The following is a 21492-nucleotide window of genomic DNA, read 5'->3' as shown; positions in this document are numbered from 1 at the left end:
CCTGTGCCGCTGCCGCTGGCGACCGCGGTGCTGAACGCCGCCGACCCGACGCTCGACGGTGCGCTGGTGATCCCTCACGAGGTCATCGTCGCGGGTGCCGTGGTGCTGGGAGCCATCGCGATCGCCCTCGCCTGGCCGGTACCGGTAGCGCTCTCGCGCGCCGGCTGGCCGATGCGCGCCCCTGTCATCACGCTGCTGCTGTGGCAGGGCATCGGGCTCGTCGGCGGCCTGTCGATGATCGGCGCGCTGGCGTTGACCGGCTATGCCGCACTGCCACAGCACCCCTGGCTCGCAGCTGTCCCCGCGATGCTGTTCACTGCTTACCTGCTGGTGCACCTCGGCGTGACGGTCGTGCAGGTGACGCGCCAGCGCCGACGCCACCTCGCGCTGCTCGAACTGCTCACCTCGCCGCATCCGACGCGGGCCCGCACACGCGTGATCGACGACGCGGTCCCGGTGGCCTATTGCCTGCCCAACGGAACGGGCTCGGTGACCGTACTGTCGCAGGGCCTGCTCGACCGGCTCGACCCCGACGAACTCGTCGCAGTGATCGCGCATGAGCGCGCGCACGTCGAGCAGCGCCACGACCTGCTGCTGCTCGCCTTCCGCGCCTGGCGGTCGGCGCTGCCGTGGTTCCCGACCGCCGCGCGCGCCGAGGTCGAGGTCGCCGCCCTCGTCGAGATGCTCGCCGACGATCACGCTCGCCGCGAGGTGCGCGATGAGGTTCTCGCCCGTGCGATCCTGCAGGTCGGCGCCGGCGGGATCAACGGCGGCGCCGTCGCCGAGCAACCGGTCTCGGGCTCGATGCGGGTCAGCGACCGTTTCCGCCGCCTCGCCTCCTGACGCATCCGCGCGAGGGGCCGTCAGCCGACGCGCTCGACGATCGGCCGCGAGATCGTCTCGCTGCTCAGACGCACGACCGAGTCCCCCGGCTGCCGGTCGGCCGCGCGGTGCGAGACGAGCATCACGATGCGATCCGTCGTCGCCGCGCGCACGTCGGCCATCATCGCCGCCGCCGTGGGCTCGTCCAGGTGCGCGGTCGGCTCGTCGAGCAGGATGACATCCGCCCGGGTGAGCAGGGCACGCGCCACAGCGAGCCGCTGGCGCTCCCCACCCGACAGGGCCGACCCGCCCGCGCCGACGCGCGTGTCGAGCCCGTCGGAGAGCCCGTCGAGCAGGCGCGTGAGTCCGGCCCGTTCCAGCGCCTGTTGCATGAGGGCGTCATCGGGCGCGTCGTCGCGCGACCGTGACAGCAGCAGATTGCCCCGCAGCGTCGAGTCGAACACATAGGCGTCCTGCGGGCACCAGGCCACGCGGTCTCGCCACCCGCGCTCATCCAGTTGCGTGAGGGGGTACTCCCCCGCGCGGATGCTGCCCGCTTCAACCGGCAGCGACCCCATCACGGCCGAGAGGATGGTCGACTTCCCGGATCCGGAGGGCCCATCGATCACCAGCCACCGTCCACGTTCGGCGGCACCGCTGATGTCCTGCACCGCGGGCGTCGCCGCTCCGGCGTAGCGGATGGTGATGTGCTCCAAACCGACCCGGGCGATCTCGCCGGGGCTCTGCGCGCCCCACTCGGCCACGGGTGCGGGCCGCAGGATCGGATCGAGACGGCGGATCAGCGCACGCAGCGTGGGCGTGCGCTGCACCGCCGACACCAGTTCGGCGAGCGGCTCGAGCACACCGAGCGCGAGCAGGGCGATCACCGACACCAGTTCGGCGGGGACGCCGGGCGACAGCAAGGGAACCAGCACGGCGAGGATCGCGGTGGCGGCGGTCACCACCGCCGCTCCCAGCCCCGCCGACCAGGCGGCGCGCCGCTCGGCGTCAGCGAGTTCGTCGGCGGCGGCGTTCAGGTCATCCAGCGCGTGCCGGGCGACACCGTTGCCGCGCAGGTCGTCGGCGGCGGATGCCAGTGCCGAGGTGCCGCGCACGATCGCCGATCTGGCGGCGATGCGCGCGGTGCCGGCGCGTCGCTCTCCGGCGATGGCGAGCACGGATGCCAGCGCGACCGCACCGAGCAGCACGAGTGCGACGAGCAGGGTCAGGTGCGGGGTGACGTATGCCGTGGTGATGATCGTTCCGGCGATCACCAGCAGCCCGGCGCCGATCGGCGGGATCACCCGCGGAAGCTGGTCACGCAGATCGTCGGCGAGGGTGACGAGGTAGTCGAGGGGCGCGCCCCCTTCGAGCAGGCGGCGCGAGCCGGCACCGCGCGCCGCGATCGCCTTCCACAGGCGCAGGCGAAGGTCGTCGACGACGAGGAAAGCCGCCCGGTGCGTCACGAGTCGTTCGGCGTAGCGGCCGGCTGCCCGCCCGATACCGAAGGCACGGACGCCGACGATGGCGACGAGCAGGTACATGATGTACTCCTCGACGCTGGCGCGCACGATCAGCCATCCCGACACGGCGGTGAGTGCCGCGGCAAGTCCCGCCGCGAGTGCGGCGAGGCCGACCGCGCCGGCCCAGAGCCAGGCGTGCGGGCGCAACAGCGAGCGCAGCGTGAGGCCGCGCCGGCCGGGCTGACTCCGCGGGGGCGCGGTGGCGCCCTCCGCAGAGGATGCGCCGGTCGCCCCCGAGACGGACGCCACAGGAAGTGGTTCCGCAGAATCGGATGCCACAGACGCGGATGCCGGGGTGTTCTGCGCTGCGCCGAGCACCGGCGACACGGCCGAATCGTCCTCGGTCGGGACGACCGGCACCCGCTGTGTCGCCAGGGCCAGAGTCTCGGCCTCATGGCTGGCGAAGACGACGGTGCACCGGTCGGCGCGGCGCAGCACCGCCCGGCGCACGCGCTCGGCGGAGTCGCTGTCAAGGTGTGCGGTGGGCTCATCCAGAACGAGCAGTCGAGCCCCGGCATCCACTCGCGCCAGCGCTCGCGCGACCGCGAGGCGACGCAACTCGCCGGGGCTCAGCTCGGCGACGGCGGCATCGGCGAGAGCCCCCAATCCCAGCTCGTCCAAGCCGGCCGGCCCGGCACCGTACAGGGCGAGCTCATCGCGGGGCGTCGCGGCGAAGGCGCGCGGTGCCTGCGGCGCCCACGCGACGGCATCCGCCGTGATGCCCCTAATGGCGCCCGAGACCTCGGCGTCGACGGGCAGCACCCCGGCGAGCGCGCCCAGCAGCGTCGACTTGCCGGCACCGCTGGGACCGGTGACGGCGACGATCCCGGTCAGTTCGGCGGTGACGCTTCGCAGCGCGGGTTCGGTGCGGCCGGCGTAGCGCACGGCGAGTGCGTCCAGGTGGATGGCGTCAGCATCCGCCGTCGCGGTGCGCGCATCGCGCGCGAACGGACGCGCGAGCAGCGCCTTGGCGCGGTCGAGCGCAGACAGTCCGTCCTGCGAGGCGTGGAACGCCGTACCGACGTCGCGCAGAGCCTGAAAGCACTCCGGCGCGAGGATCAGGGCGAGCAGTGCCGGTGCGAGCTCCATCGTGCCGTTGAGCAGCCGCACTCCGAGGAACACGGCGACGATCGCCACCGAGATCGTCGCGATCAGTTCCAGGGCGAGCGCCGAGAGAAACGCCCAGCGCAGTGTCTCTTCGGTGCGCGCACGGTAGCGGCTCTGGATGCCGTCCAGCGCGCGGGTCTGCTCATCGATGCGCCCGAGCCCGACGAGCACGGGCAGGCCGCGCGCGAGCTCGGTGAGATGGTCGGCGAGGCGAGTCAGGGCGTTGAGAGCAGCGTCCGTGCGCTGCTGCGTGTGCTTTCCGATCAGCACCATGAACAGCGGCACCAGCGGCACCGTGAGCACGATGATGAGGGCGCTCAGCCAGTCGGCGCCCAGGATGCGCAGGCCCACCAGCAGTGGGATGACGGCGGCCGATACGAGAGCCGGCAGCGACTGCGTGTAGTAGTCGTCGAGATCGTCGAGCGCGTCCGATGCCAGCACGGCCGTGCCCCCGCCGGCGCGGTCGCCCGCGGCGATGCGGCGCCAGATCTGCCGACGCAGGTCGCGCTTGACGGCGGTCGCGATGCGGCGCGCGACGACGGTGGTGGCCCATTCCCCTCCGGTGCGCAGCAGTACGCCGGCCAGGCCGAGCACCAGGACGAGTTGCACGGTCGACGGCGCTAGGCCGCCCGACGCGAGCCCGGCGATACCGCGGGCGACGGCCTCGGCCATCAGCACGAGTCCGGCCGCGCGTGCGGCGGCGAGCACGCCCAGGCTGTACAGCGAGCGCTTCGGCACGGGCCCGAGATCAGGGCGGCGGAAGCCGGGGGCCTGAGCGGCTCGGGCCGCTTCAAGGGCCCACGGGTCGTTCGGGATCGGCTGTACGCTCACGCGACGATTCTACAGTGCGTAGAAATCACGTCCCGGTCGCACGTTCATGCCTCACCGACCTCGGCGAGCGCGCTCAGCAACGCGCGCGTGCTGCTCTCGGGGGCATCCCACGTGACGACGTGGCCCGCGCCAGGGACGATTCTCTCGGCCACGCCCTCGAACGCCGCCCAGGCCGGCATCGCCGTAGCGATGTTGCCGGCACTGTCCCGCGCACCGCGGATCAGAGCGAGCGGCACCGGGGTGCGGTACTGCGGATCGGGATCAGCGAAGGATGCCGTGGCGCGCCACACGTCCATGAAGCGCTTCTTCGGCATCCGATGGAAGATCCGTTCGATCTCTTCGACGGCGCCGGGCTCGACCGCCGACGCCCTCGCCATGACCCGCGGCAATCGCGACGCGGGTATCAGCGCCAGCACCGGGGCCGCGAGAGCGAGAGCGAAGCGCTCCCGCCCAGTGAGAGGCCCGGCGTTCCAGGTCGCGTCGACGACGATCAGCCCACCCGCGCGCTCCGGATGCTCGCGCACGAACGCCTGCGCGAGATTGCCGCCCAGCGAGTGTCCCACGAGCACAGGCCGATCGAGTTCCAGGGTCTCCAGGAGCGCCATGAGGTCGGCGAGGGCGTCCGCCGCGGTGAAGCGCACACCGGTACCCAGCTCGGAATCGCCATGACCGCGCAGGTCGCACAGCACGACGCGGTGCCCCATCGCGATCGCCGCGTGCGCCTGCGCGCGGAACATCGTGTGGTCCATGCCCGCACCGTGCAGCAGCACCACCGCGCGCCCATGTCCGCCGCTGTCGTGAAAACGCACTTCCGCGCCGGGACGGTGCAGCGTGCGATCGACGGCGATCATGCTCCGACCGTAGACCACGCCCGACCGGCGATACCAGCCCTAGCCGGCGGTTGGGGCCTTCACGGGTTCGGGGAACATCGCGGTGAACAGGTTCCCGACCCAGTCGATGAGCTGATCGGTCTGATCCGAACCCGCATCGGCGGCCGGCATCGGAACGACCAGCGCCTCTCCCCCGCCCACGAGCTTGGCCTTCGGATACAGCCGCTGCAGACGCACCTTCATCGAGTCCTCGAAGCGCGCCGGGGCGATGCGCAGGTTGGAGCCCATCGCGACGACATCCGACAGGCCGGCCTTTGCCGCACGGCGACGCAGCCGCGCCACCTTCACCAGCGTCGACACCTCGTCAGGGAACGCCCCGTACCGGTCAACCAGCTCTTCGACGACCAGATCGATCGCATCGTCGGCCGCCCCCGCACCAGCCGCGGCCGACAGCTTCTGGTAAGCCTCCAGGCGCAAGCGCTCACTGTCGATGTAGTACTCGGGGATGCGCGCGTCGACAGGCAGTTCAAGACGCAGTTCGGTCTCGCCCGAGGTGTCCTCGCCGCGGAACGTCGCCACGGCCTCGCCGATCATGCGCAGGTACAGGTCGAATCCGACGCCGGCGATGTGACCGGCCTGCTCGGCGCCCAGAAGGTTTCCGGCACCGCGCAGCTCGAGGTCCTTCAGCGCGACCTGCATACCCGAACCGAGGTCGTTGTTGACGGCGATGGTCTGCAGGCGATCGGCGGCCGTCTCGCTGAGCGGCTTGACGTCGTCGTACAGGAAGTATGCGTAGGCGCGCTCGCGTCCGCGACCCACGCGACCACGCAGCTGATGCAGCTGCGACAGACCGTACTTGTCGGCGCGGTCGATGATGATCGTGTTGGCGTTGGAGATGTCGAGACCGGTCTCGATGATCGTGGTCGAGACGAGCACGTCGTACTTGCGCTCCCAGAAGTCGTCGACGACCTGCTCGAGCTGGTGCTCGCCCATCTTGCCGTGTGCGACGGCGATGCGTGCCTCGGGCACCAACTCGGCGAGCTCGGCCGCGACCCGCTGAATCGACTGCACGCGGTTGTGCACGAAGAACACCTGACCCTCGCGCAGAATCTCGCGGCGGATCGCCGCCGCGATCTGCTTGTCGCTGCGCGCCCCGACGAACGACAGGATCGGATGCCGGTCCTCGGGCGGCGTCTGCAGAGTCGACATCTCACGGATGCCGGTGACGGCCATCTCGAGCGTGCGTGGGATCGGCGTGGCGCTCATGGCGAGGATGTCAACGTTCGTCTTCATCTTCTTGAGGGCATCCTTGTGCTCGACGCCGAAGCGCTGCTCCTCGTCGATGATCATCAGACCGAGGTCCTTGAAGATCACCTGATCGGTGAGCACGCGATGCGTGCCGATCACCATGTCGACCGAACCGTCGACGAGTCCCTGCAGGGTGAGCCGGGCCTCTTTGTCAGTCTGGAAACGCGACAGCGGGCGCACCTTGACCGGGAATCCGGCGAAACGCTCGGTGAACGTCTCAAGGTGCTGCTTGACCAGCAGCGTGGTCGGCACGAGCATGGCGACCTGCTTGCCCTCCTGGATCGCCTTGAAGGCAGCACGGACGGCGACCTCGGTCTTACCGAAGCCCACATCGCCCGACAGCAGACGGTCCATCGGGATCGGCCGCTCCATATCGGCCTTGATCTCATCGATCGTCTGCAACTGGTCGTGGGTCTCGGCGAACGGGAAGGCCTCTTCGAGTTCGCGCTGCCAGGGCGTGTCGGGGCCGAAGGCGTGCCCCTTCGCGCTCATGCGCGCCGAGTAGAGCTTCACCAGTTCGACGGCGATGTCGCGTACCGCGCGGCGCGCCTTGCCCTTGGCCGCGGCCCAGTCGCTCCCGCCCATCTTCGACAGCGTCGGGGCTTCACCGCCGACGTACTTCGAGAGCAGATCGAGCTGATCGGTGGGCACGAACAGCTTGTCGCCCGGGTAGCCGCGCTTGGCCGGCGCGTACTCGAGCACCAGATAGTCACGTGTGGTCTTGACGGCGTTGCGGCCGCCGCTGGACACCTCGCGCTGCGCCATCTCGACGAAGCGCCCGATGCCGTGCGTGGCGTGCACCACGTGGTCGCCGGGCTTCAGCTGCAGCGGATCGACGACGTTGCGACGACGTGACGCCAGCTTCTTGACCATCCGCTGGTCGCCGCCGATGGTGCGGCCGTAGAACTCGTTGTCGGTGAGCACGGCGAGCCGGGCATCCGGCACCTGGAATCCCGACTCGATCGTCGCGGCGGCGATCGACGCCACGCCACCCTCGGGTGCGTCGACGAGATCGTCGACGATGCGTGCTGCGAGCCCGCGGTCGCTGAGCACGTCGCGCGCCCGCTCGACCAGCCCCTGCCCCGAGGCGACGATGACCACACGCCACTTCTCGGCGAGCTTGGACTCGACGAACGCGATCGCCCCGTCGACGTTGCCGTGGAATGACGGGATCACCGACGAGTCGAGGTTGGCGGCATCGTCGTCATCGGTCGCGAACGGGCTCAGCCGCCACCACACGCCGTCTCGGTCACGGACGATCTCACGCAGCCGGGCCAGCGAGATGAAATCACCAGCGCCGAGGTCGATCGGAGCCGAGGCACCCGAGGTCGCCGCGCTCCACGCCGCATCCAGGAACTCGCGGTTCGTCTCGCCCAGATTCTGCGCCCGCGCGCTGGCGCGCTCGGGGTCGATCACGGCCGTGGCAGACCCTGCGGGCAGGTACTCGGCAAGCGTCACCAACGGGCCGGCGACAGCCGGCAGCAGCGACTCCATACCCTCGACCGGAATGCCCTCCGACATCTTCTCGAGCATTCCGCCGATCGCCGGGAACCCCGCCACCAGGGCGCCCGCGCGCTCGCGCACCTCAGCGGTCAGCAGCAGCTCACGGCTCGCGGGCAGCGACACCCCGGCGACATCGCCGGGCAGCGACCGCTGGTCGGCGACCGAGAACGCGCGGATCTGGTCGATCTCATCGCCGAAGAACTCCACCCGCACCGGGTGGTCAGCGGTGGGCGGGAAGACGTCGAGGATGCCACCGCGTACCGCGAACTCACCACGGCGCGACACCATGTCGACCCGCGTGTAGGCACGCTCGACCAACTGCTCAACAGCGCCTTCGAGCTCGAGTCCGCGACCGCCCACGGCGAGTTCCAACGGCGCCGCGTCGCCCAGGTTCGCTGCCAGCGGCTGCAGTGCGGCGCGCACCGACGCGACCACGACGAGCGGCTTCTCCCCGCTCCAGGTGGTGATGCGGCGCAGCGTCTCCAAGCGCCGCCCGACGGTGTCGGGGCTAGGGCTCAGGCGCTCGTGCGGCAGGGTCTCCCACGCGGGGAAGGTCAGCACCTCAGCATCGGCGAGGTAGGCCTCCAGCGCCGTCGCGACGGACTCCGCGCGCCGGCCCGTGGGGGTGACGATGAGAGCGGATGCCGGTTTGCCGGACGCTGCGCGTTTGTGCAGCAGTCCCGCCACGATCGGCACGTCGAGTCCGTCGACGGCGGAGATATCGGCATCGGTCTGCGCCCAGGTGAGGGCGTCACGGTACAGGTTCGCCTCTTCCAAGGCGCGCAGAATCCCCGGAACAGTCACCGGAGAAGTCTACGCGGAGCGCCGACATCGCGGGCATCCGACGTCAGCGCGGGCATCCGACCTCGCCGGCAGCGCACGCTGTCAGCGCGGCCCGATCGCCTCGGGGTCCGACCCCGACGCCGACCGAGGGCGCCGCGTCGCCCGGAACCCCTCGACTGCGAGGATCGCCAGGGCGACCGCGAGGATGCCGTAGACCAGGGCATCCGCTCCCTGCATCCGCTCTCCCAACAACAGCGCCACCCCGACGAGCATCACCGGCTCGGCGTAGCCGAGGAGCCCGAACACCGGCATCGACAGCAGCGACGACGCACCCAGGTAGAACGTCATCGCCACGGCACTGCCCACACCGATCGCGGCGAGCGCCGCAACCTCGACCGCGGTCGGCTGCATCGGCTCGGCCAACGCCAACAGCGCCACCGCGAGCGGCGACAGCAACGCGGTCTCGAGACCGAAGACCATGGCCCCGTCGAGCCCGAACCGCTGGCGCAACACGAAGTACACCGTGTACGGAATGCAGACCATGAGCGTCACCCACGACAGGGCGGGCGTGGCGATCAACTTGACGACGACCGCGACGGCGGCCAAGCCGACGACGACCCACTGCACCGTGCTGACGTGCGCGTGCAGCAGAAAGCGGCCGCCGAGCACGAGACAGATCGGCAACAGCAGGAACCCCAACGCGGTATCGAGGCCGTGCCCATGCATCGGCGCCCACATGAACAACCACAGCTGCGCGCCGACGATCGCGGCCAGCAGCAGGCTCAGCAGGGGCATCCACCACCGCGTGCGAAGTCGGCGCCACAGCGCCGCGACGGCGCGACGGGCCGCGGGATGCAGCAGCGCCGCGGCGTAGCAGACGGCGGTGAGCAGCACGCGCCAGGCGAAGACGACCTCGGCGGACGAGCTGACGAAACCGGCGAGGTAGAACATGCCGGCGAAGATGGTCGATGCCAGCAGCGAGAACAGCACGCCTCGCGGCGATGACCGCTGCACGACCACGGCTCGTCCTCCCCTGATAACGGCTGACAGCCGCGTTCCTGATTCTACTCGCGCGCCCGCTACGCTGGCGCGATGGAACCGGTGGCCCTGCGCACAGAACGACTCGTCCTCAGCATCCCGACCGAGGCCGACGCCGACGCGATCACCGCTGGCTGTCAGGACCCCGAGGTGCCGCGCTGGACGACCATCCCCAGCCCGTACTCGCGGCAGAACGCCGTCGAGTTCATCGACCTCGTCAGTGGATGGTGGGCCGATGGCGTCGAGACGGTGTGGGCGATCCGCAAAGACGGCGAGCTGGCCGGCATGGTGGGTTTGCACCGGATCACGACGCATCCACACGGCGGAGAGGCCGAGATCGGCTATTGGGGTATCGCGGCCTTCCGTGGCCAGGGCATCATGACCGAGGCCGCCCGCGCCGTCGTCGACTTCGCGTTCGACGAGTTGAAGTTGGCCCGACTTGCCTGGCGCGCGGTCGTCGGCAATACCCCGTCGGCCCGCACGGCGCGGGCGCTCGGCTTCCGCTACGAGGGGCTGCTGCGCCAGGGCCTGACGGGTCCACGCGGGCGTGACGACGGCTGGGTGGCCGGCTTGCTGGCATCCGACGATCGCACCCCCGTGCCCTGGCCGGTCCTCTCCTCCTGAGGTGCTCTCCCCCACCCACGAGGGGTCAAAAAACGCGCAGTCCGGGCGTGCGCACACGACATTTGTTGACCCCTCGTGGGGAGGCACGTGGGGAGGTGAAGGGGGTCTCGACGCGTGTCGGCGGGGCGTACCAGGATGACCGCATGCCCGAAATGCCGGAGGTGCAGGGACTGGTCGACTTCCTCGGCGAGCGCGCCACGGGGCGAGCGATAACGCGCGCGAGCGTCTCGGCGATCGCCGCACTGAAGACCTTCGACCCACCGATCACGGCGCTGCAAGGCGCCATGATCACGGGCGCTGCCCGGCACGGAAAGTTCATCGACCTCGCACTCGGCGATCAGCTGCACCTCGTCGTCCATCTGGCGAAGGCGGGCTGGCTGCGGTGGTACGAGAACCTGCCTACGACTCTCATCAAGCCGGGCAAGAGTCCGATAGCCCTGCGCATCGCGCTCGACGACGGCAGCGGGTTCGATCTGACCGAGGCGGGCACGAAGAAGTCGCTCGCCGTCTCGCTGGTGCGCGATCCGCTCGATGTGCCCGGCATCGCGCGCCTGGGCCCCGACCCGCTCGACCCGGCGTTCACGCGGGAGGCGTTCGCGGCCGTGTTGGCCGGCCGCCGCACGCAGATCAAGGGGCTGCTGCGCGATCAGGGTCTGATCGCGGGCATCGGCAATGCATACAGCGATGAGATTCTGCATGCCGCGAAGATGTCGCCGTACGCACCCGCAGCGAACCTGGACGACGCCGATGTCGATCGGCTGTACGAGGCGATGCAGACTACTCTGCGCACGGCGATCGACGAGGCCGCCGGAAAACCCCCGGCCGATCTGAAGGATACGAAGCGGTCGGGCTTCCGGGTGCACGCACGACGGGGGCACGCCTGCCCTGTCTGCGCCGACGAGGTGCGCAGTGTGTTCTTCGCCGATCGCAGCCTGGAGTACTGCCCGACGTGCCAGACGGGAGGCAAAGTGCTCGCCGACCGGCGCCTGTCGCGGCTGTTGAAATGAGAACCCCGGAATGTTGATTCGCGGGAATGCAATCGCACGCGCGGCGTTGAGTAGACTCTGAGCATCAACGTGCTCCGGGGTCGGTGAGAATCCGAACCGGCGGTGACAGTCCGCGAACGCCTGGCGACAGGCGCCGATCCGGTGAAAATCCGGAACCGACGGTGATGCGAGCGAAGCTCGCTAGTCCGGAAGAGAGGCAGCACGAGCAACGCGCGTGCGCGTTCGCTGCCGTCCCCGGAATCCCAGAGAAGGATGACCGATGGCAGTGACCGAGACCGAGCGCACCGCGATGCGCCGCGCGCTCGAGATCGCGACGAGCGGCCCGCGCGGACTGAACCCGCAGGTGGGTGCGGTCATCGTCTCCCCCTCCGGTGAGACGCTCGCCGAGGGCTGGCACCGCGGCGCAGGCACGGCGCACGCCGAAGTCGACGCGCTCTCGAAGCTGACAGCGGATGCCGCCCGCGGGGCCACCGCCGTGGTCACTCTCGAACCCTGCAACCACACCGGTCGCACCGGCCCGTGCGCACAGGCGCTGATCGATGCCGGGGTCACGCGTGTCGTTTACGCGCTCGACGATCCGGGCGCCGAGTCCAGTGGTGGCGCTGAACGGTTGCGCACCGCCGGTATCGAGGTGGTGTCGGGCGAGCAGGCCGGCGCTGCCCACGACCTCATCGCCGACTGGCTGGAGCTGCAGCGGCTGGGCCGCCCGCACGTCACTGTGAAGTGGGCGCAGAGTCTGGACGGCCGGGCCGCGGCATCCGATGGCACCAGTCAGTGGATCACCGGACCCGAGGCGCGTGCTGACGTGCACCGGCGCCGCGCGGCGGCCGACGCGATCGTCGTCGGCACCGGAACCGTGCTCGCGGACGACCCCGCGCTCACCGCACGCGACGGCGATGCCCTGCACACCCGCCAGCCGGTGCCGGTCGTGATCGGAACGCGGCCGACACCTCCGGATGCCACCGTGCACCGGCATCCGCACGCTCCCCTCTTCTTCGCAACGCACGACGTCACCGCCGTCGTCGCCGCGCTCGGCGAACGCGGCGTGCAGCGCGTGTTCGTGGAGGGCGGACCGACGCTCGCCAGCGCGTTCATCGCCGAGGGCCTGGCCGACAGTGTGCTCGCCTACATCGCCCCTGTGCTGCTGGGCGGGGACCGCCTGGCACTGACCGATATCGGCGTCGCCACCATCGGCGACGCCCGCCGCCTTCAGGTCGACGAGTGGATTCCTCTCGGCGCCGACCTGCTCGCCGTGGCGCGTCCCGTCGCCACGCGCGTCGACTCTGTCTCCCGATCGGAAGGAAGCTGATGTTCACCGGAATCATCGAAGAGATCGGCGAGATCGCCGCGATCGCGCCCTCGGGCGACGGTTGGCGTCTCACCGTGCGCGCTCCCAAGGCCGCATCGGATGCCGTCCATGGCGAGTCCATCGCGGTGAGCGGCGTATGTTTGACGGTCGTCGGCTCGACCGCTGACACGTTCGACGCCGATGTGATGCGGCAGACGCTCGACGTGTCGGCGATCGCCGACGCACAGGTCGGCACCCGGGTGAACATCGAGAAGGCGATGCCGGTGGGTGCGCGTCTGGGCGGACACATCGTGCAGGGACACGTTGATGGCATCGGCACCGTGGTCGAGGTGCGTCCCGGCGCCGAGTGGCGGGTGCTGCGCATCGGCCTGCCCGCCGAGCTCGCACCGCTGGTGGTCGACAAGGGGTCGATCGGCGTGGCCGGCACGTCGCTCACCGTGAGCGCCGTGAGCGAGCCATCAGCCGCCACGGACGGGCACTGGTTCGAGGTGTCGCTGATCCCAGAGACGCTGGATGCCACCACGCTCGGCGCGCTCGAAGCGGGCGACACCGTGAACCTCGAGACCGATATCCTCGCCCGACACGTCGAACGCCTGCTGGCGTTCCGTTCCCACCCGGAAGGAGGCTCGCGATGAGCCTTTCCCCCATCTCCGACGCGCTCGACGCGCTGCGCGCCGGCCGCCCAGTGATCGTCGCCGACGACGAGAACCGCGAGAACGAGGGCGACATCATCATCTCGGCCGAGCTCGCCACCCCCGAGGTGATGGCGTGGATGGTGCGCTGGACGTCGGGGCTGATCTGCGCGCCGATGCCGGCCGACCTCGCCGATCACCTGAACCTGCCGCCGATGGTCGAGGCCAATGAAGATGCCCGGTCGACGGCGTACACCGTCAGCGTGGATGCTGCCGAAGGCGTGACCACCGGAATCAGCGCGCACGATCGCGCACTCACTCTGAACGTGCTGGCCAACCCCGACTCGATCAGTTCGAGCATCATCCGCCCCGGTCACATCTTGCCGTTGCGCGCGGTGGACGGCGGCGTGCGCGAGCGCGCGGGGCACACCGAGGCCGCCGTTGAACTGATGCGCATGGCCGGTCTGCGCCCGGTCGGCGCGATCGCCGAGGTCGTCGACGAGGACGGCAGCATGATGCGCCTGCCCGGTCTGCTCGAGCTCGGTGCTCGCGACAATGTTCCGGTGATCACGATCGAGCAGATGATCGCGCATCTCGACGAGCATGAGCCGCTCGACGCCGATGCACCGCACACCCCGCACCGTCGAGTGAGCCTGCGCGCTGACGCCACCGTGCCCACCGCGCACGGCACGTTCCGCATGCTCGCGTACAAGGACCGCGTCACGGGCACCGATCACCTCGCCATCGTCTCGGGCACGCTCGGTGAGACGGCTCTGGTGCGGGTGCACTCGGAGTGCCTCTCGGGTGAGGCGTTCGGTTCGTTGAAGTGCGAGTGCGGCCCGCAGCTGCAGTCGGCGCTCGATCGCATCGACGACGAGGGCGGTGTGGTCATCTACATGCGCGGTCATGAGGGCCGCGGCATCGGGCTGATCAACAAGCTGCGCGCCTACAGCCTGCAGGAGGAGGGCCTCGACACGGTCGACGCCAATCTCGCCCTCGGTCTGCCGGCCGACGCCCGCGACTACGCGGCAGCCGCCGGCATCCTCACCGACCTCGGTGTCTCGCGTGTGCGCCTGCTGACCAACAACAGCGACAAGGTGAACAAGCTGCGCGAGCTCGGACTCGATATCGTCGAGCAGGTGCCGCTGATCGTCGGAGTCGGCCCCAACAACCACCAGTACCTCGAGACCAAGCGCGACCGCATGGGCCACATCATCGGCGAAGCCGAGCTGGCCGAGGCGCTCGCGCAGGGAAAGGACCACGCATGAGCCACGCCGGAGCCCCCGCCGCCGCACCCATCGACGGAAGCGGTCTTCGCATCGTCGTGATCGCCGGCACCTGGCACGAGACGATCTCGAACGGCCTGATCGCCGGAGCCCAGCGCGTGCTGGATGCCGCCGGAGCCGAGCACTCGCTGGTGCGCGTGCCGGGCTCGTTCGAGCTCGCTGTCGCCGCGCAGGCCGCCTTCGCCGGTGGTGCGGATGCCGTCGTCGCGCTCGGCGTGATCATCCGCGGTGGCACCCCGCACTTCGAGTACGTCTCGGCGGCAGCCACCGATGGACTGAACCGGGTATCGCTGGATGCCGGCAAGCCGGTCGGCTTCGGACTGCTCACCCTGGACGACGAGCAGCAGGGCCTCGACCGGGCAGGACTGGAAGGCTCGAAGGAGGACAAGGGCGCCGAGGCCGCGGATGCTGCCGTGCGCACTGCTCTGGTGGTGCGGGAGCTGCGCGGCTGATACGCGCCGCGTAGCAGATCCCACTCTCTTTCGCGGATGGCTACTCTGGGGTCATGGAGACCCTGCGGCACATCGTTGTATTCATCCACCTGATCGGTTTCGCCGTGCTGTTCGGCGCCTGGGCCGTGCAGGCCTTCGGCGGCAAGCGCGAAGTGACCCGTCTGATGCACATCGGCATCTCGATCGCGGCTGTGGCGGGGCTCGCTCTCGCCGCCCCCTGGGGCATGCCCGAAGGCGCCGAGCTCAACCACATGAAGATCGGCGTCAAGCTGGTCATCCTGCTGGTCATCGGCGCGTTCCTGGGCATCGGCCAGGCGCGCCAGAAGAAGAACGGCGCGGTTCCGCCCGCTCTGTTCTGGGGCATCGGCATCCTGACGCTGACGAACGCGGGACTCGCCGTCCTCTGGTGATCCGCTGAGCGCGGCTGTAGCCCCGGAGCGCCCGACGCTCCGGGGCTACAGCTATGCCTCGGTAACATCCGTGTCGTGTGGCATCCGGTGGCCGCGACCCCCACTAGGCTCGATCCAACGCCGATTTCGCGCGCATCGATGAGGCTGACGCGCGCGCCCGGTGAGCACAACGTCTTGTACTCGCCCCCTTCGGCGAACTCCCCTGCAATCCGTGTGCCTCGCTGATTGGAATCCCCATGCGCAAGCTGCTCAGTTCTGCTGTTTTCCTGTCCGCTTCCGTTCTGGTGCTCGCCGGCTGCAGTAGCAGCGACACCGGCGGCGGCGCATCGGCCGAGGGTCTGAAGGGCTCGGGCAGCGGTGACAGCTGCGTCATCGACGCGACCGTCCCCGTGGGTGCTGCGCTCAGCCTGACCGGTGGGGCGGCGAGCTACGGCGAGTCGCAGCAGATGGGTCTCGAGCTCGCGCTGGAGCACCTCAACGAGAAGGACGGCGTCGCATACGATCTCACCGTCGAGGACGACGGTACCGACCCGCGCCAGGCCATCAGCGTCTTCGAGGGCTTCGTCTCGGCGGGATCGAGCGCCATCATCGGCCCGACCCTGTCGAACACGGCGTTCCAGGCGCAGCCCATCGCGCAGGAGTCCGGCGTTCCCGTGCTCGCGATCTCGAACACCGCCACGGGTATCACCGCACAGGGTGACTTCGTCTTCCGCGACTCGCTCACCGAGGCTCAGGTGATCCCGCAGACGATCGCCGCTGCCAAGCAGAACCTGGGCCTTGAGAAGGTCGTCGTGATGTACAGCAACGACGACGCGTTCACCGAGTCGGGTGTCGAGGTCATGCAGTCGGCGCTGGATGACGAGGGCGTCGAGGTGCTCGACACGCTCACGTTCTCGGTCAAGGACACCGACTTCCGCAGCCTGCTGACGGCCGCGAAGCAGCAGAACCCGGATGCCATCGTCGTCTCGGCCCTGATCGAGGCGGCCATCCCGCTGGTGACCCAGGCGCGCGAGCTGGGCATCGACCAGCCGATCATCGGCGGCAACGGCTTCAACAACCCGCAGCTGATGGCTGATGCCGGCGAGGCCGCCGAGGGCGTCATCGTGGGTGCCGCGTGGAACTCCGCGTCGGACAGCCCCGAGAACACCGCTTTCATGGCCGACTTCGAAGAGAAGTTCGGTTCGGCTCCCGACCAGTTCGCCGCGCAGGCGTACTCGGGGCTGCTGGTCATCGACCACGCCGTGCGCACCAACTGCTCGGGCGAGCGTTCCGACGTGCAGTCGGGCCTGACCCAGGTGACCGACCTGGCGACGCCGCTCGGCGCGATCAGCATCAACAGCGACCGCGACGCCGAGCACCCGGCCGTCGTGCAGATCGTGAAGGACGGCAAGTTCACCGTCCTGAACTGATCGCCGCAACGCAGAGAGACTCCCCATGCAGCAGTTGTTGAACGGCCTGTTCCTCGGGTCGATATACGCCCTATTCGCCATCGGTTTCACGTTGGTGTTCGGGATCCTCGACCGACTCAATCTGGCTCACCCGGCCGCGTTTGCCGCTTCGGCGTTCTTCGGCATCTGGCTGACCGAGTCGTTCGACATGCCCATCGCCCTGGTCCTGGTGATCGTGTTCGCTTTCGGCGCGCTCCTGGGCCTTCTGATCGAGCGCATCGCGTTCCGGCCGCTGAAGGATCGCCCCGACGCGCACTTCGCCGGTCTGATCTCGTCGATCGCGGTCGGTGGCATGCTCATCGCGCTGCTGCAGGCGGTGTTCGGTCCGAACACGCGCCGGTTCCCTGCTGACACCGTGCCGGCCGAGACGATCGACTTCGGTGCCGGCGTGACCGCCAGCGTGCTGCAGATCGTGATCGTCGCGGTCTCTCTGGGACTTATGATCGGGCTGACCGTGCTGGTGGGGCGCTCCTCTCTGGGGCGTTCCATGCGCGCGGTCGCCGAGAACCCGGGCGCCGCCCGGGTTCTCGGCGTGAACGTCGACCGGGTGACGGCGACGACGTTCGCGATCTCGACGGCACTGGGTGCGGTGGCGGGTGTGCTGTTCGCGCTCAGTGTGAACAGCGCCCAACTGGGTATGGGCACCGCGATCGAGTTGAAGGGCTTGGCGGTGATCATCGTCGGCGGCATGGGGTCCTTGCCCGGCGCACTCGTGGGCGGTCTGATCCTCGGCGTCGCCGAGGTCTTCGCGATCCAGTACGTCGGCTCGAGCTGGCGAGATCTGATCGCCTTCGCCCTGCTGTTCCTCATCCTGCTGGTGCGTCCGCAGGGTCTGTTCGGCAAGCGGAAGGTGCGTGAGGTCTGATGCTGTTCACCGAGTCCACGCTCGTCTTCATCGCGCTCAACGGGGTCTTCGCGTTCTCGTTCTACGCGGTGCTCATCGCCGGCCAGCTGAGCCTGGCGCAGGCCGGGTTCGCGGGCCTGGCCGCCTTCACCGCGGCGGCGATCACGCCGGCGCCGACGGTGTGGGGGCCGATCCCCACACTGCTGTTCGCGATCACTGTCGGCATGCTGGTCGGTGCTGCCGCCGCCGTCGTCCTCGGTCTTCCCACCATGCGCCTGCGCGGTGTCTTCCTGGCGATCGCCACGCTCGGCGCGGCCGAGGCCATCCGCATCTTCCTGCTCAATGCCGAATGGACCGGCGGGGCTCAGGGCATGCCGGTGCCCAAGATCATGAACCCGGTGGCCGCGTGGATCATCCTGCTGGTGGTCGCGTACTGGTTCTGGCGGCAGGCGCGTTCGCGCTATGGCCGGGCGCTGGACGCGATCCGCGAGGATGAGCTTGCCGCGCGCTCGATCGGCATCAACGTCGGCGGGCACCGGCTGAGCGCATTCGTCGCGGCCGGCGTCATCGCCGGTCTGTACGGCGTGATGTGGGCGTACTACCTGCGACTGATCGCCCCCGAGGATTTCGCGTTCGAGAAGGCGATCGACGGCCTGGTCACTGCCGTGGTCGGCGGCACCGCCAACTTCCTGGGCCCGATCCTCGGTAGCGGCTTCCAGACGCTGCTGCCCGAGCTGCAGCGGGTGATCGGTATCGAGGCGGGGTGGATCCGCCCGTTCATCTCGAGCCTGCTGCTGTTGCTGGTCATCCTGTACCTGCCAGGCGGTATCGCCAGCCTCATCCCCCGTCGCAAGCAGCGGATCGATGTGTCGACGCTCGACAGCGGCGAGCCGTTCGTCGGCCGCATGCACCCCGCCAAGGGCGAGGTCATCGCCGAGCTGAAGGGGTTGTCGAAGGAGTACGGCGGCGTGCACGCCGTGCGCGGTGTCGACCTCACCGTGCGCAGTGGAGACGTGGTCGGTCTGATCGGCCCCAACGGTGCGGGCAAGACCACGCTGGTGAACATGATCAGCGGCCTGACCCCGCCGTCGTCGGGTTCGGCGACGGTGCTGGGCGTGCCGATCGGGCGCACGCCAGTACACAAGATCGCGGCTGCGGGTGTCACCCGCACGTTCCAGCACTCGAAGCTGTTCAACCGGCTGACGGCGCTCGAGAATGTGCTGATCGGTGCGCACCTGGTCGCGAAGCCGACCTTCCTGCGCCGTCTGCTGTGGCTGCCGTCGGCGCGCCGCGACGAGCGTCTCGCGCTCGAGCACGCCGCCCGCTGCCTGCGCCGCGTCGGCCTGCTCGATAAGGCCGATGTCACCGCCAAGGGCCTGTCCTACGGCGACCAGCGTCGGCTCGAGATCGCGCGCGCTCTGGCTGCCGACCCTTCGCTGCTCATCCTCGACGAACCGGCCGCGGGCATGAACCATGTCGAAGCCGAGGGGCTTTCCGAGCTGATCCGCTCGCTCACCGACGATGGTCTGACGATCATCTTCATCGAGCACAACGTCGGCATGGTGCTCGACACGTGCGACCACATCATCGTGCTGAACTTCGGTGAGGTGCTCGCTGATGGCACGCCCGCCGAGATCGCCGCGGACGAGCGCGTCATCGAGGCCTATCTGGGCGCCGCCGACCAGGATTCCGCGCCGCACACCTCGACGCCCGCCGCTCGTTCGGAGGAGAGCAATGACTGATCCGCTGCTGAGTGTCACCGACCTGTCGGTTTCGTACGGGCGCGTGCACGCCGTCCGCGGCATCTCGTTCGATGTCGCGGCTGGGTCGCTGGTCACGCTCGTCGGTGCCAACGGCGCCGGCAAGTCATCGGTCATCAATGCGATCGCCGGTGTGGTCAAGCCGTCGGCCGGCAAGATCGTGTTCGACGGCGTCGACGTCACCAAGTCGAAGTCGCACCACCTCGTGCCCCGTGGCCTGGTGCAGGTACCCGAGGGTCGGCAGATTCTGGCGACGATGACCATCGCCGAGAACCTGCAGCTGGGGGCACGCTTCTACGGCGCCGGTGCGAGCGCGGGCATCGACGAGATGTACCAGCGGTTCCCGGTGCTCGGCGAGCGCCGCAAGCTCGCCGCCGGTTCGCTCTCGGGCGGTGAGCAACAGATGCTGGCGATCGCCAGGGCGATGCTTGCGCGTCCGAAGCTGATCCTGATGGATGAGCCTTCGATGGGGCTCGCACCGAAGATCGTCAACGAGGTCTTCGGCGTGATCGACGAGGTGCTCGCCGGAGGCACGACCGTGCTGCTCGTCGAGCAGAACGCCCGTCGTGCGCTGCAGGCGGCCAGTGAGGGGCACGTGCTGCAGAACGGCGAGATCGTCCGTTCCGGGGCATCCGAGGCGCTGCTGGCCGACGACGACATCATCCAGGCGTACCTGGGCACCGGACGGGAGAAGGAATGACCGACCGACGTCGCATCGCCCGCCGCATCCCCACCTGGGGCGCCGTCGCACCGTTGCTGGGATTCCGTCGCCCGGTCTGGAACGGCGTCGATCGGCGCCTCGCCCAGGCACTGTCGGTGAAGGACCTCGCGCGCATCGCGCGACGCACGACTCCCCGCCCTGTCTTCGACTACGTCCACGGCGCCGCCGAGGACGAACTGGGCATCACCCGTGCCCGGCAGGCGTTCGCGGGCGTCGAGTTCGAGCCGCGCGTACTGCACGACGTGGCCGAGGTCGACACCTCCACGACGATCCTGGGAGCGCGCGCCTCGTTCCCGCTGATCATGGCGCCCACCGGGTTCACGCGCATGATGCACCACGAGGGCGAGATCGCCGTCGCGCGGGCTGCGGCCCGTGCCGGCGTGCCGTACACGCTATCGACCATGGGGACGACCTCGCCGGGTGAGCTGCGCGGCGCCGTCCCGGACGGCGCCAACTGGTTCCAGCTCTACCTGTGGAAGGACCGCGACGGCACGCGGCAGCTCATCGACGAAGCGCGCCGCACCGGCTACGACACGCTGGTGCTGACGGTCGACACGCCCGTCGCAGGAAACCGACTCCGGGATGCGCGCAACGGGCTGACCATCCCGCCGACGCTGAATCTCAAGACGATGTGGGACATGGCCTGGCATCCGTCGTGGTGGTTCAACGTCCTCACCACCGATCCGATCGAGTTCGCCAGCCTGCGCTCGTTCGACGGCACGGTCGCAGAGTTGGCGACGAAGATGTTCGACCCGAGTCTGAAGATCGAGGACCTGGCTTGGCTGCGCGAGGAGTGGGACGGCAAGCTGGTCGTCAAGGGCATCCAGTCGGTCGCGGACGCGGAGCGGGTGGTGGATGCCGGAGCCGATGCCCTGGTGGTCTCCAACCACGGCGGACGTCAGCTCGACCGGGCGCCCACTCCCCTGCGGCTGCTGCCCGAGGTCGCCTCGGCGGTCGGTGACCGCACCGAGATCTTCCTCGACACGGGCATTCTCTCGGGTGCCGACGTGCTCGCAGCCGTCGGACTGGGTGCGGATGCCTGCATGGTCGGCCGCGCGTACCTGTATGGCCTGATGGCCGGCGGCGAGCGCGGGGTGGATCGGATGCTGCAGATCATGCGCGCCGAAGCGGTGCGCACCATGCAGCTGTCGGGCGTGTCGACGGTGAACGAGCTGCGTGGGCGGGTGCGGTTGGGCTGACCCGGCGCGCCGGGTGTAACCAGACAGGCACCGCATAAGAACTTCGGCGGAGAAT

At 69.4% G+C, this 21492-nt stretch carries 17 protein-coding genes and 1 riboswitch; of the genes, 13 read left to right on the top strand and 4 right to left on the bottom strand.

All coding sequences use genetic code 11. The features are described from left to right. Window positions 1-3: 3 nt before the first annotated feature. The gene (locus JF543_RS06130; protein WP_206823254.1) at window positions 4-843 is read left to right on the top strand and encodes a M56 family metallopeptidase; all 840 of its coding nucleotides are present in this window, start codon (window positions 4-6) and stop codon (window positions 841-843) included. Between the two features lie 20 nt (window positions 844-863). On the opposite strand, the gene cydC is transcribed toward JF543_RS06130, so the two are convergent. The 4 genes from cydC to JF543_RS06110 form a co-directional block, all read right to left on the bottom strand. Continuing rightward, complete coding sequence (gene cydC / locus JF543_RS06125; RefSeq protein ID WP_206823251.1) at window positions 864-4283, bottom strand: thiol reductant ABC exporter subunit CydC; 3420 nt, start codon at window positions 4281-4283, stop codon at window positions 864-866. A gap of 44 nt (window positions 4284-4327) precedes the next feature. Continuing rightward, a complete protein-coding gene (locus JF543_RS06120) occupies window positions 4328-5134 on the bottom strand; it encodes an alpha/beta fold hydrolase (protein ID WP_206820837.1) in 807 nt (268 codons plus the stop codon). Between the two features lie 39 nt (window positions 5135-5173). Further along, entirely contained in the window at window positions 5174-8728 is a 3555-nt protein-coding gene (gene mfd / locus JF543_RS06115; protein WP_206823243.1) for a transcription-repair coupling factor, read from the bottom strand. Window positions 8729-8809: 81 nt separating this feature from the next. Next, entirely contained in the window at window positions 8810-9727 is a 918-nt protein-coding gene (locus JF543_RS06110; RefSeq protein WP_206823241.1) for an EamA family transporter, read from the bottom strand. A gap of 72 nt (window positions 9728-9799) precedes the next feature. Here JF543_RS06110 and JF543_RS06105 point away from each other — a divergent pair, with 72 nt between their 5' ends. The 12 genes from JF543_RS06105 to JF543_RS06050 all read left to right on the top strand — a co-directional run bounded on the left by JF543_RS06105 (window position 9800) and on the right by JF543_RS06050 (window position 21437). Beyond that, complete coding sequence (locus JF543_RS06105) at window positions 9800-10369, top strand: GNAT family N-acetyltransferase (protein WP_206820839.1); 570 nt, start codon at window positions 9800-9802, stop codon at window positions 10367-10369. 143 nt (window positions 10370-10512) lie between these two features. Next, window positions 10513-11376: an Fpg/Nei family DNA glycosylase gene (locus tag JF543_RS06100; RefSeq protein WP_206823239.1), complete on the top strand. Its 864-nt coding sequence runs from the start codon at window positions 10513-10515 to the stop codon at window positions 11374-11376. Window positions 11377-11442: 66 nt separating this feature from the next. Beyond that, window positions 11443-11582, top strand: a riboswitch (FMN riboswitch). Between the two features lie 53 nt (window positions 11583-11635). Next, window positions 11636-12685, top strand: a complete 1050-nt coding sequence (gene ribD, locus JF543_RS06095; RefSeq protein WP_206823236.1) for a bifunctional diaminohydroxyphosphoribosylaminopyrimidine deaminase/5-amino-6-(5-phosphoribosylamino)uracil reductase RibD — start codon at window positions 11636-11638, stop codon at window positions 12683-12685. After that, window positions 12685-13320: a riboflavin synthase gene (locus JF543_RS06090; protein ID WP_206820842.1), complete on the top strand. Its 636-nt coding sequence runs from the start codon at window positions 12685-12687 to the stop codon at window positions 13318-13320. Before ribD ends, JF543_RS06090 begins: the two co-directional genes overlap by 1 nt. Beyond that, on the top strand, window positions 13317-14585 hold the full coding sequence (gene ribA, locus JF543_RS06085; protein ID WP_179411460.1) for a GTP cyclohydrolase II: 1269 nt from the start codon (window positions 13317-13319) through the stop codon (window positions 14583-14585). The genes JF543_RS06090 and ribA overlap by 4 nt, the downstream gene beginning before the upstream one ends. Next, complete coding sequence (ribH, locus tag JF543_RS06080; protein ID WP_179411461.1) at window positions 14582-15055, top strand: 6,7-dimethyl-8-ribityllumazine synthase; 474 nt, start codon at window positions 14582-14584, stop codon at window positions 15053-15055. The genes ribA and ribH overlap by 4 nt, the downstream gene beginning before the upstream one ends. Window positions 15056-15108: 53 nt before the next feature. Continuing rightward, window positions 15109-15465 carry a Fe-S protein gene (locus tag JF543_RS06075; RefSeq protein ID WP_206550261.1) on the top strand — a complete coding sequence of 119 codons (357 nt, stop codon included), beginning with the start codon at window positions 15109-15111 and terminating at the stop codon, window positions 15463-15465. A 236-nt stretch (window positions 15466-15701) separates the two neighbouring features. Then, a complete protein-coding gene (locus tag JF543_RS06070; RefSeq protein WP_179411463.1) occupies window positions 15702-16874 on the top strand; it encodes an ABC transporter substrate-binding protein in 1173 nt (390 codons plus the stop codon). Window positions 16875-16899: 25 nt separating this feature from the next. After that, complete coding sequence (locus tag JF543_RS06065; protein ID WP_179411464.1) at window positions 16900-17778, top strand: branched-chain amino acid ABC transporter permease; 879 nt, start codon at window positions 16900-16902, stop codon at window positions 17776-17778. After that, window positions 17778-19499, top strand: coding sequence for a branched-chain amino acid ABC transporter ATP-binding protein/permease (locus JF543_RS06060; RefSeq protein ID WP_206823233.1), 1722 nt, complete (start codon window positions 17778-17780; stop codon window positions 19497-19499). Before JF543_RS06065 ends, JF543_RS06060 begins: the two co-directional genes overlap by 1 nt. Beyond that, window positions 19492-20217, top strand: a complete 726-nt coding sequence (locus JF543_RS06055) for an ABC transporter ATP-binding protein (protein ID WP_206823230.1) — start codon at window positions 19492-19494, stop codon at window positions 20215-20217. The genes JF543_RS06060 and JF543_RS06055 overlap by 8 nt, the downstream gene beginning before the upstream one ends. Further along, window positions 20214-21437: an alpha-hydroxy acid oxidase gene (locus tag JF543_RS06050; RefSeq protein WP_206823228.1), complete on the top strand. Its 1224-nt coding sequence runs from the start codon at window positions 20214-20216 to the stop codon at window positions 21435-21437. The genes JF543_RS06055 and JF543_RS06050 overlap by 4 nt, the downstream gene beginning before the upstream one ends. The last annotated feature ends 55 nt before the right edge of the window (window positions 21438-21492 follow it).

Source organism: Microbacterium esteraromaticum (assembly GCF_017303215.1).
GTDB classification, from domain to species: domain Bacteria; phylum Actinomycetota; class Actinomycetes; order Actinomycetales; family Microbacteriaceae; genus Microbacterium; species Microbacterium esteraromaticum_C.
Note: the sequence above shows the minus strand (reverse complement) of the source record. Positions and strands in the feature narration are given on the sequence as shown.

Bases quoted from the DNA above. Each gene is read 5' to 3' on its own strand.
- JF543_RS06055 (WP_206823230.1), top strand. From the start codon at position 19,492: ATGACTGATCCGCTGCTGAGTGTCACCGACCTGTCGGTTTCGTACGGG.
- JF543_RS06075 (WP_206550261.1), top strand. From the start codon at position 15,109: ATGGAGACCCTGCGGCACATCGTTGTATTCATCCACCTGATCGGTTTC.
- JF543_RS06120 (WP_206820837.1), bottom strand. From the start codon at position 5,134: ATGATCGCCGTCGATCGCACGCTGCACCGTCCCGGCGCGGAAGTGCGT.
- JF543_RS06100 (WP_206823239.1), top strand. From the start codon at position 10,513: ATGCCCGAAATGCCGGAGGTGCAGGGACTGGTCGACTTCCTCGGCGAG.
- JF543_RS06105 (WP_206820839.1), top strand. From the start codon at position 9,800: ATGGAACCGGTGGCCCTGCGCACAGAACGACTCGTCCTCAGCATCCCG.
- JF543_RS06050 (WP_206823228.1), top strand. From the start codon at position 20,214: ATGACCGACCGACGTCGCATCGCCCGCCGCATCCCCACCTGGGGCGCC.
- JF543_RS06090 (WP_206820842.1), top strand. From the start codon at position 12,685: ATGTTCACCGGAATCATCGAAGAGATCGGCGAGATCGCCGCGATCGCG.
- JF543_RS06070 (WP_179411463.1), top strand. From the start codon at position 15,702: ATGCGCAAGCTGCTCAGTTCTGCTGTTTTCCTGTCCGCTTCCGTTCTG.
- JF543_RS06065 (WP_179411464.1), top strand. From the start codon at position 16,900: ATGCAGCAGTTGTTGAACGGCCTGTTCCTCGGGTCGATATACGCCCTA.
- ribH (WP_179411461.1), top strand. From the start codon at position 14,582: ATGAGCCACGCCGGAGCCCCCGCCGCCGCACCCATCGACGGAAGCGGT.
- JF543_RS06060 (WP_206823233.1), top strand. From the start codon at position 17,778: ATGCTGTTCACCGAGTCCACGCTCGTCTTCATCGCGCTCAACGGGGTC.
- ribA (WP_179411460.1), top strand. From the start codon at position 13,317: ATGAGCCTTTCCCCCATCTCCGACGCGCTCGACGCGCTGCGCGCCGGC.
- ribD (WP_206823236.1), top strand. From the start codon at position 11,636: ATGGCAGTGACCGAGACCGAGCGCACCGCGATGCGCCGCGCGCTCGAG.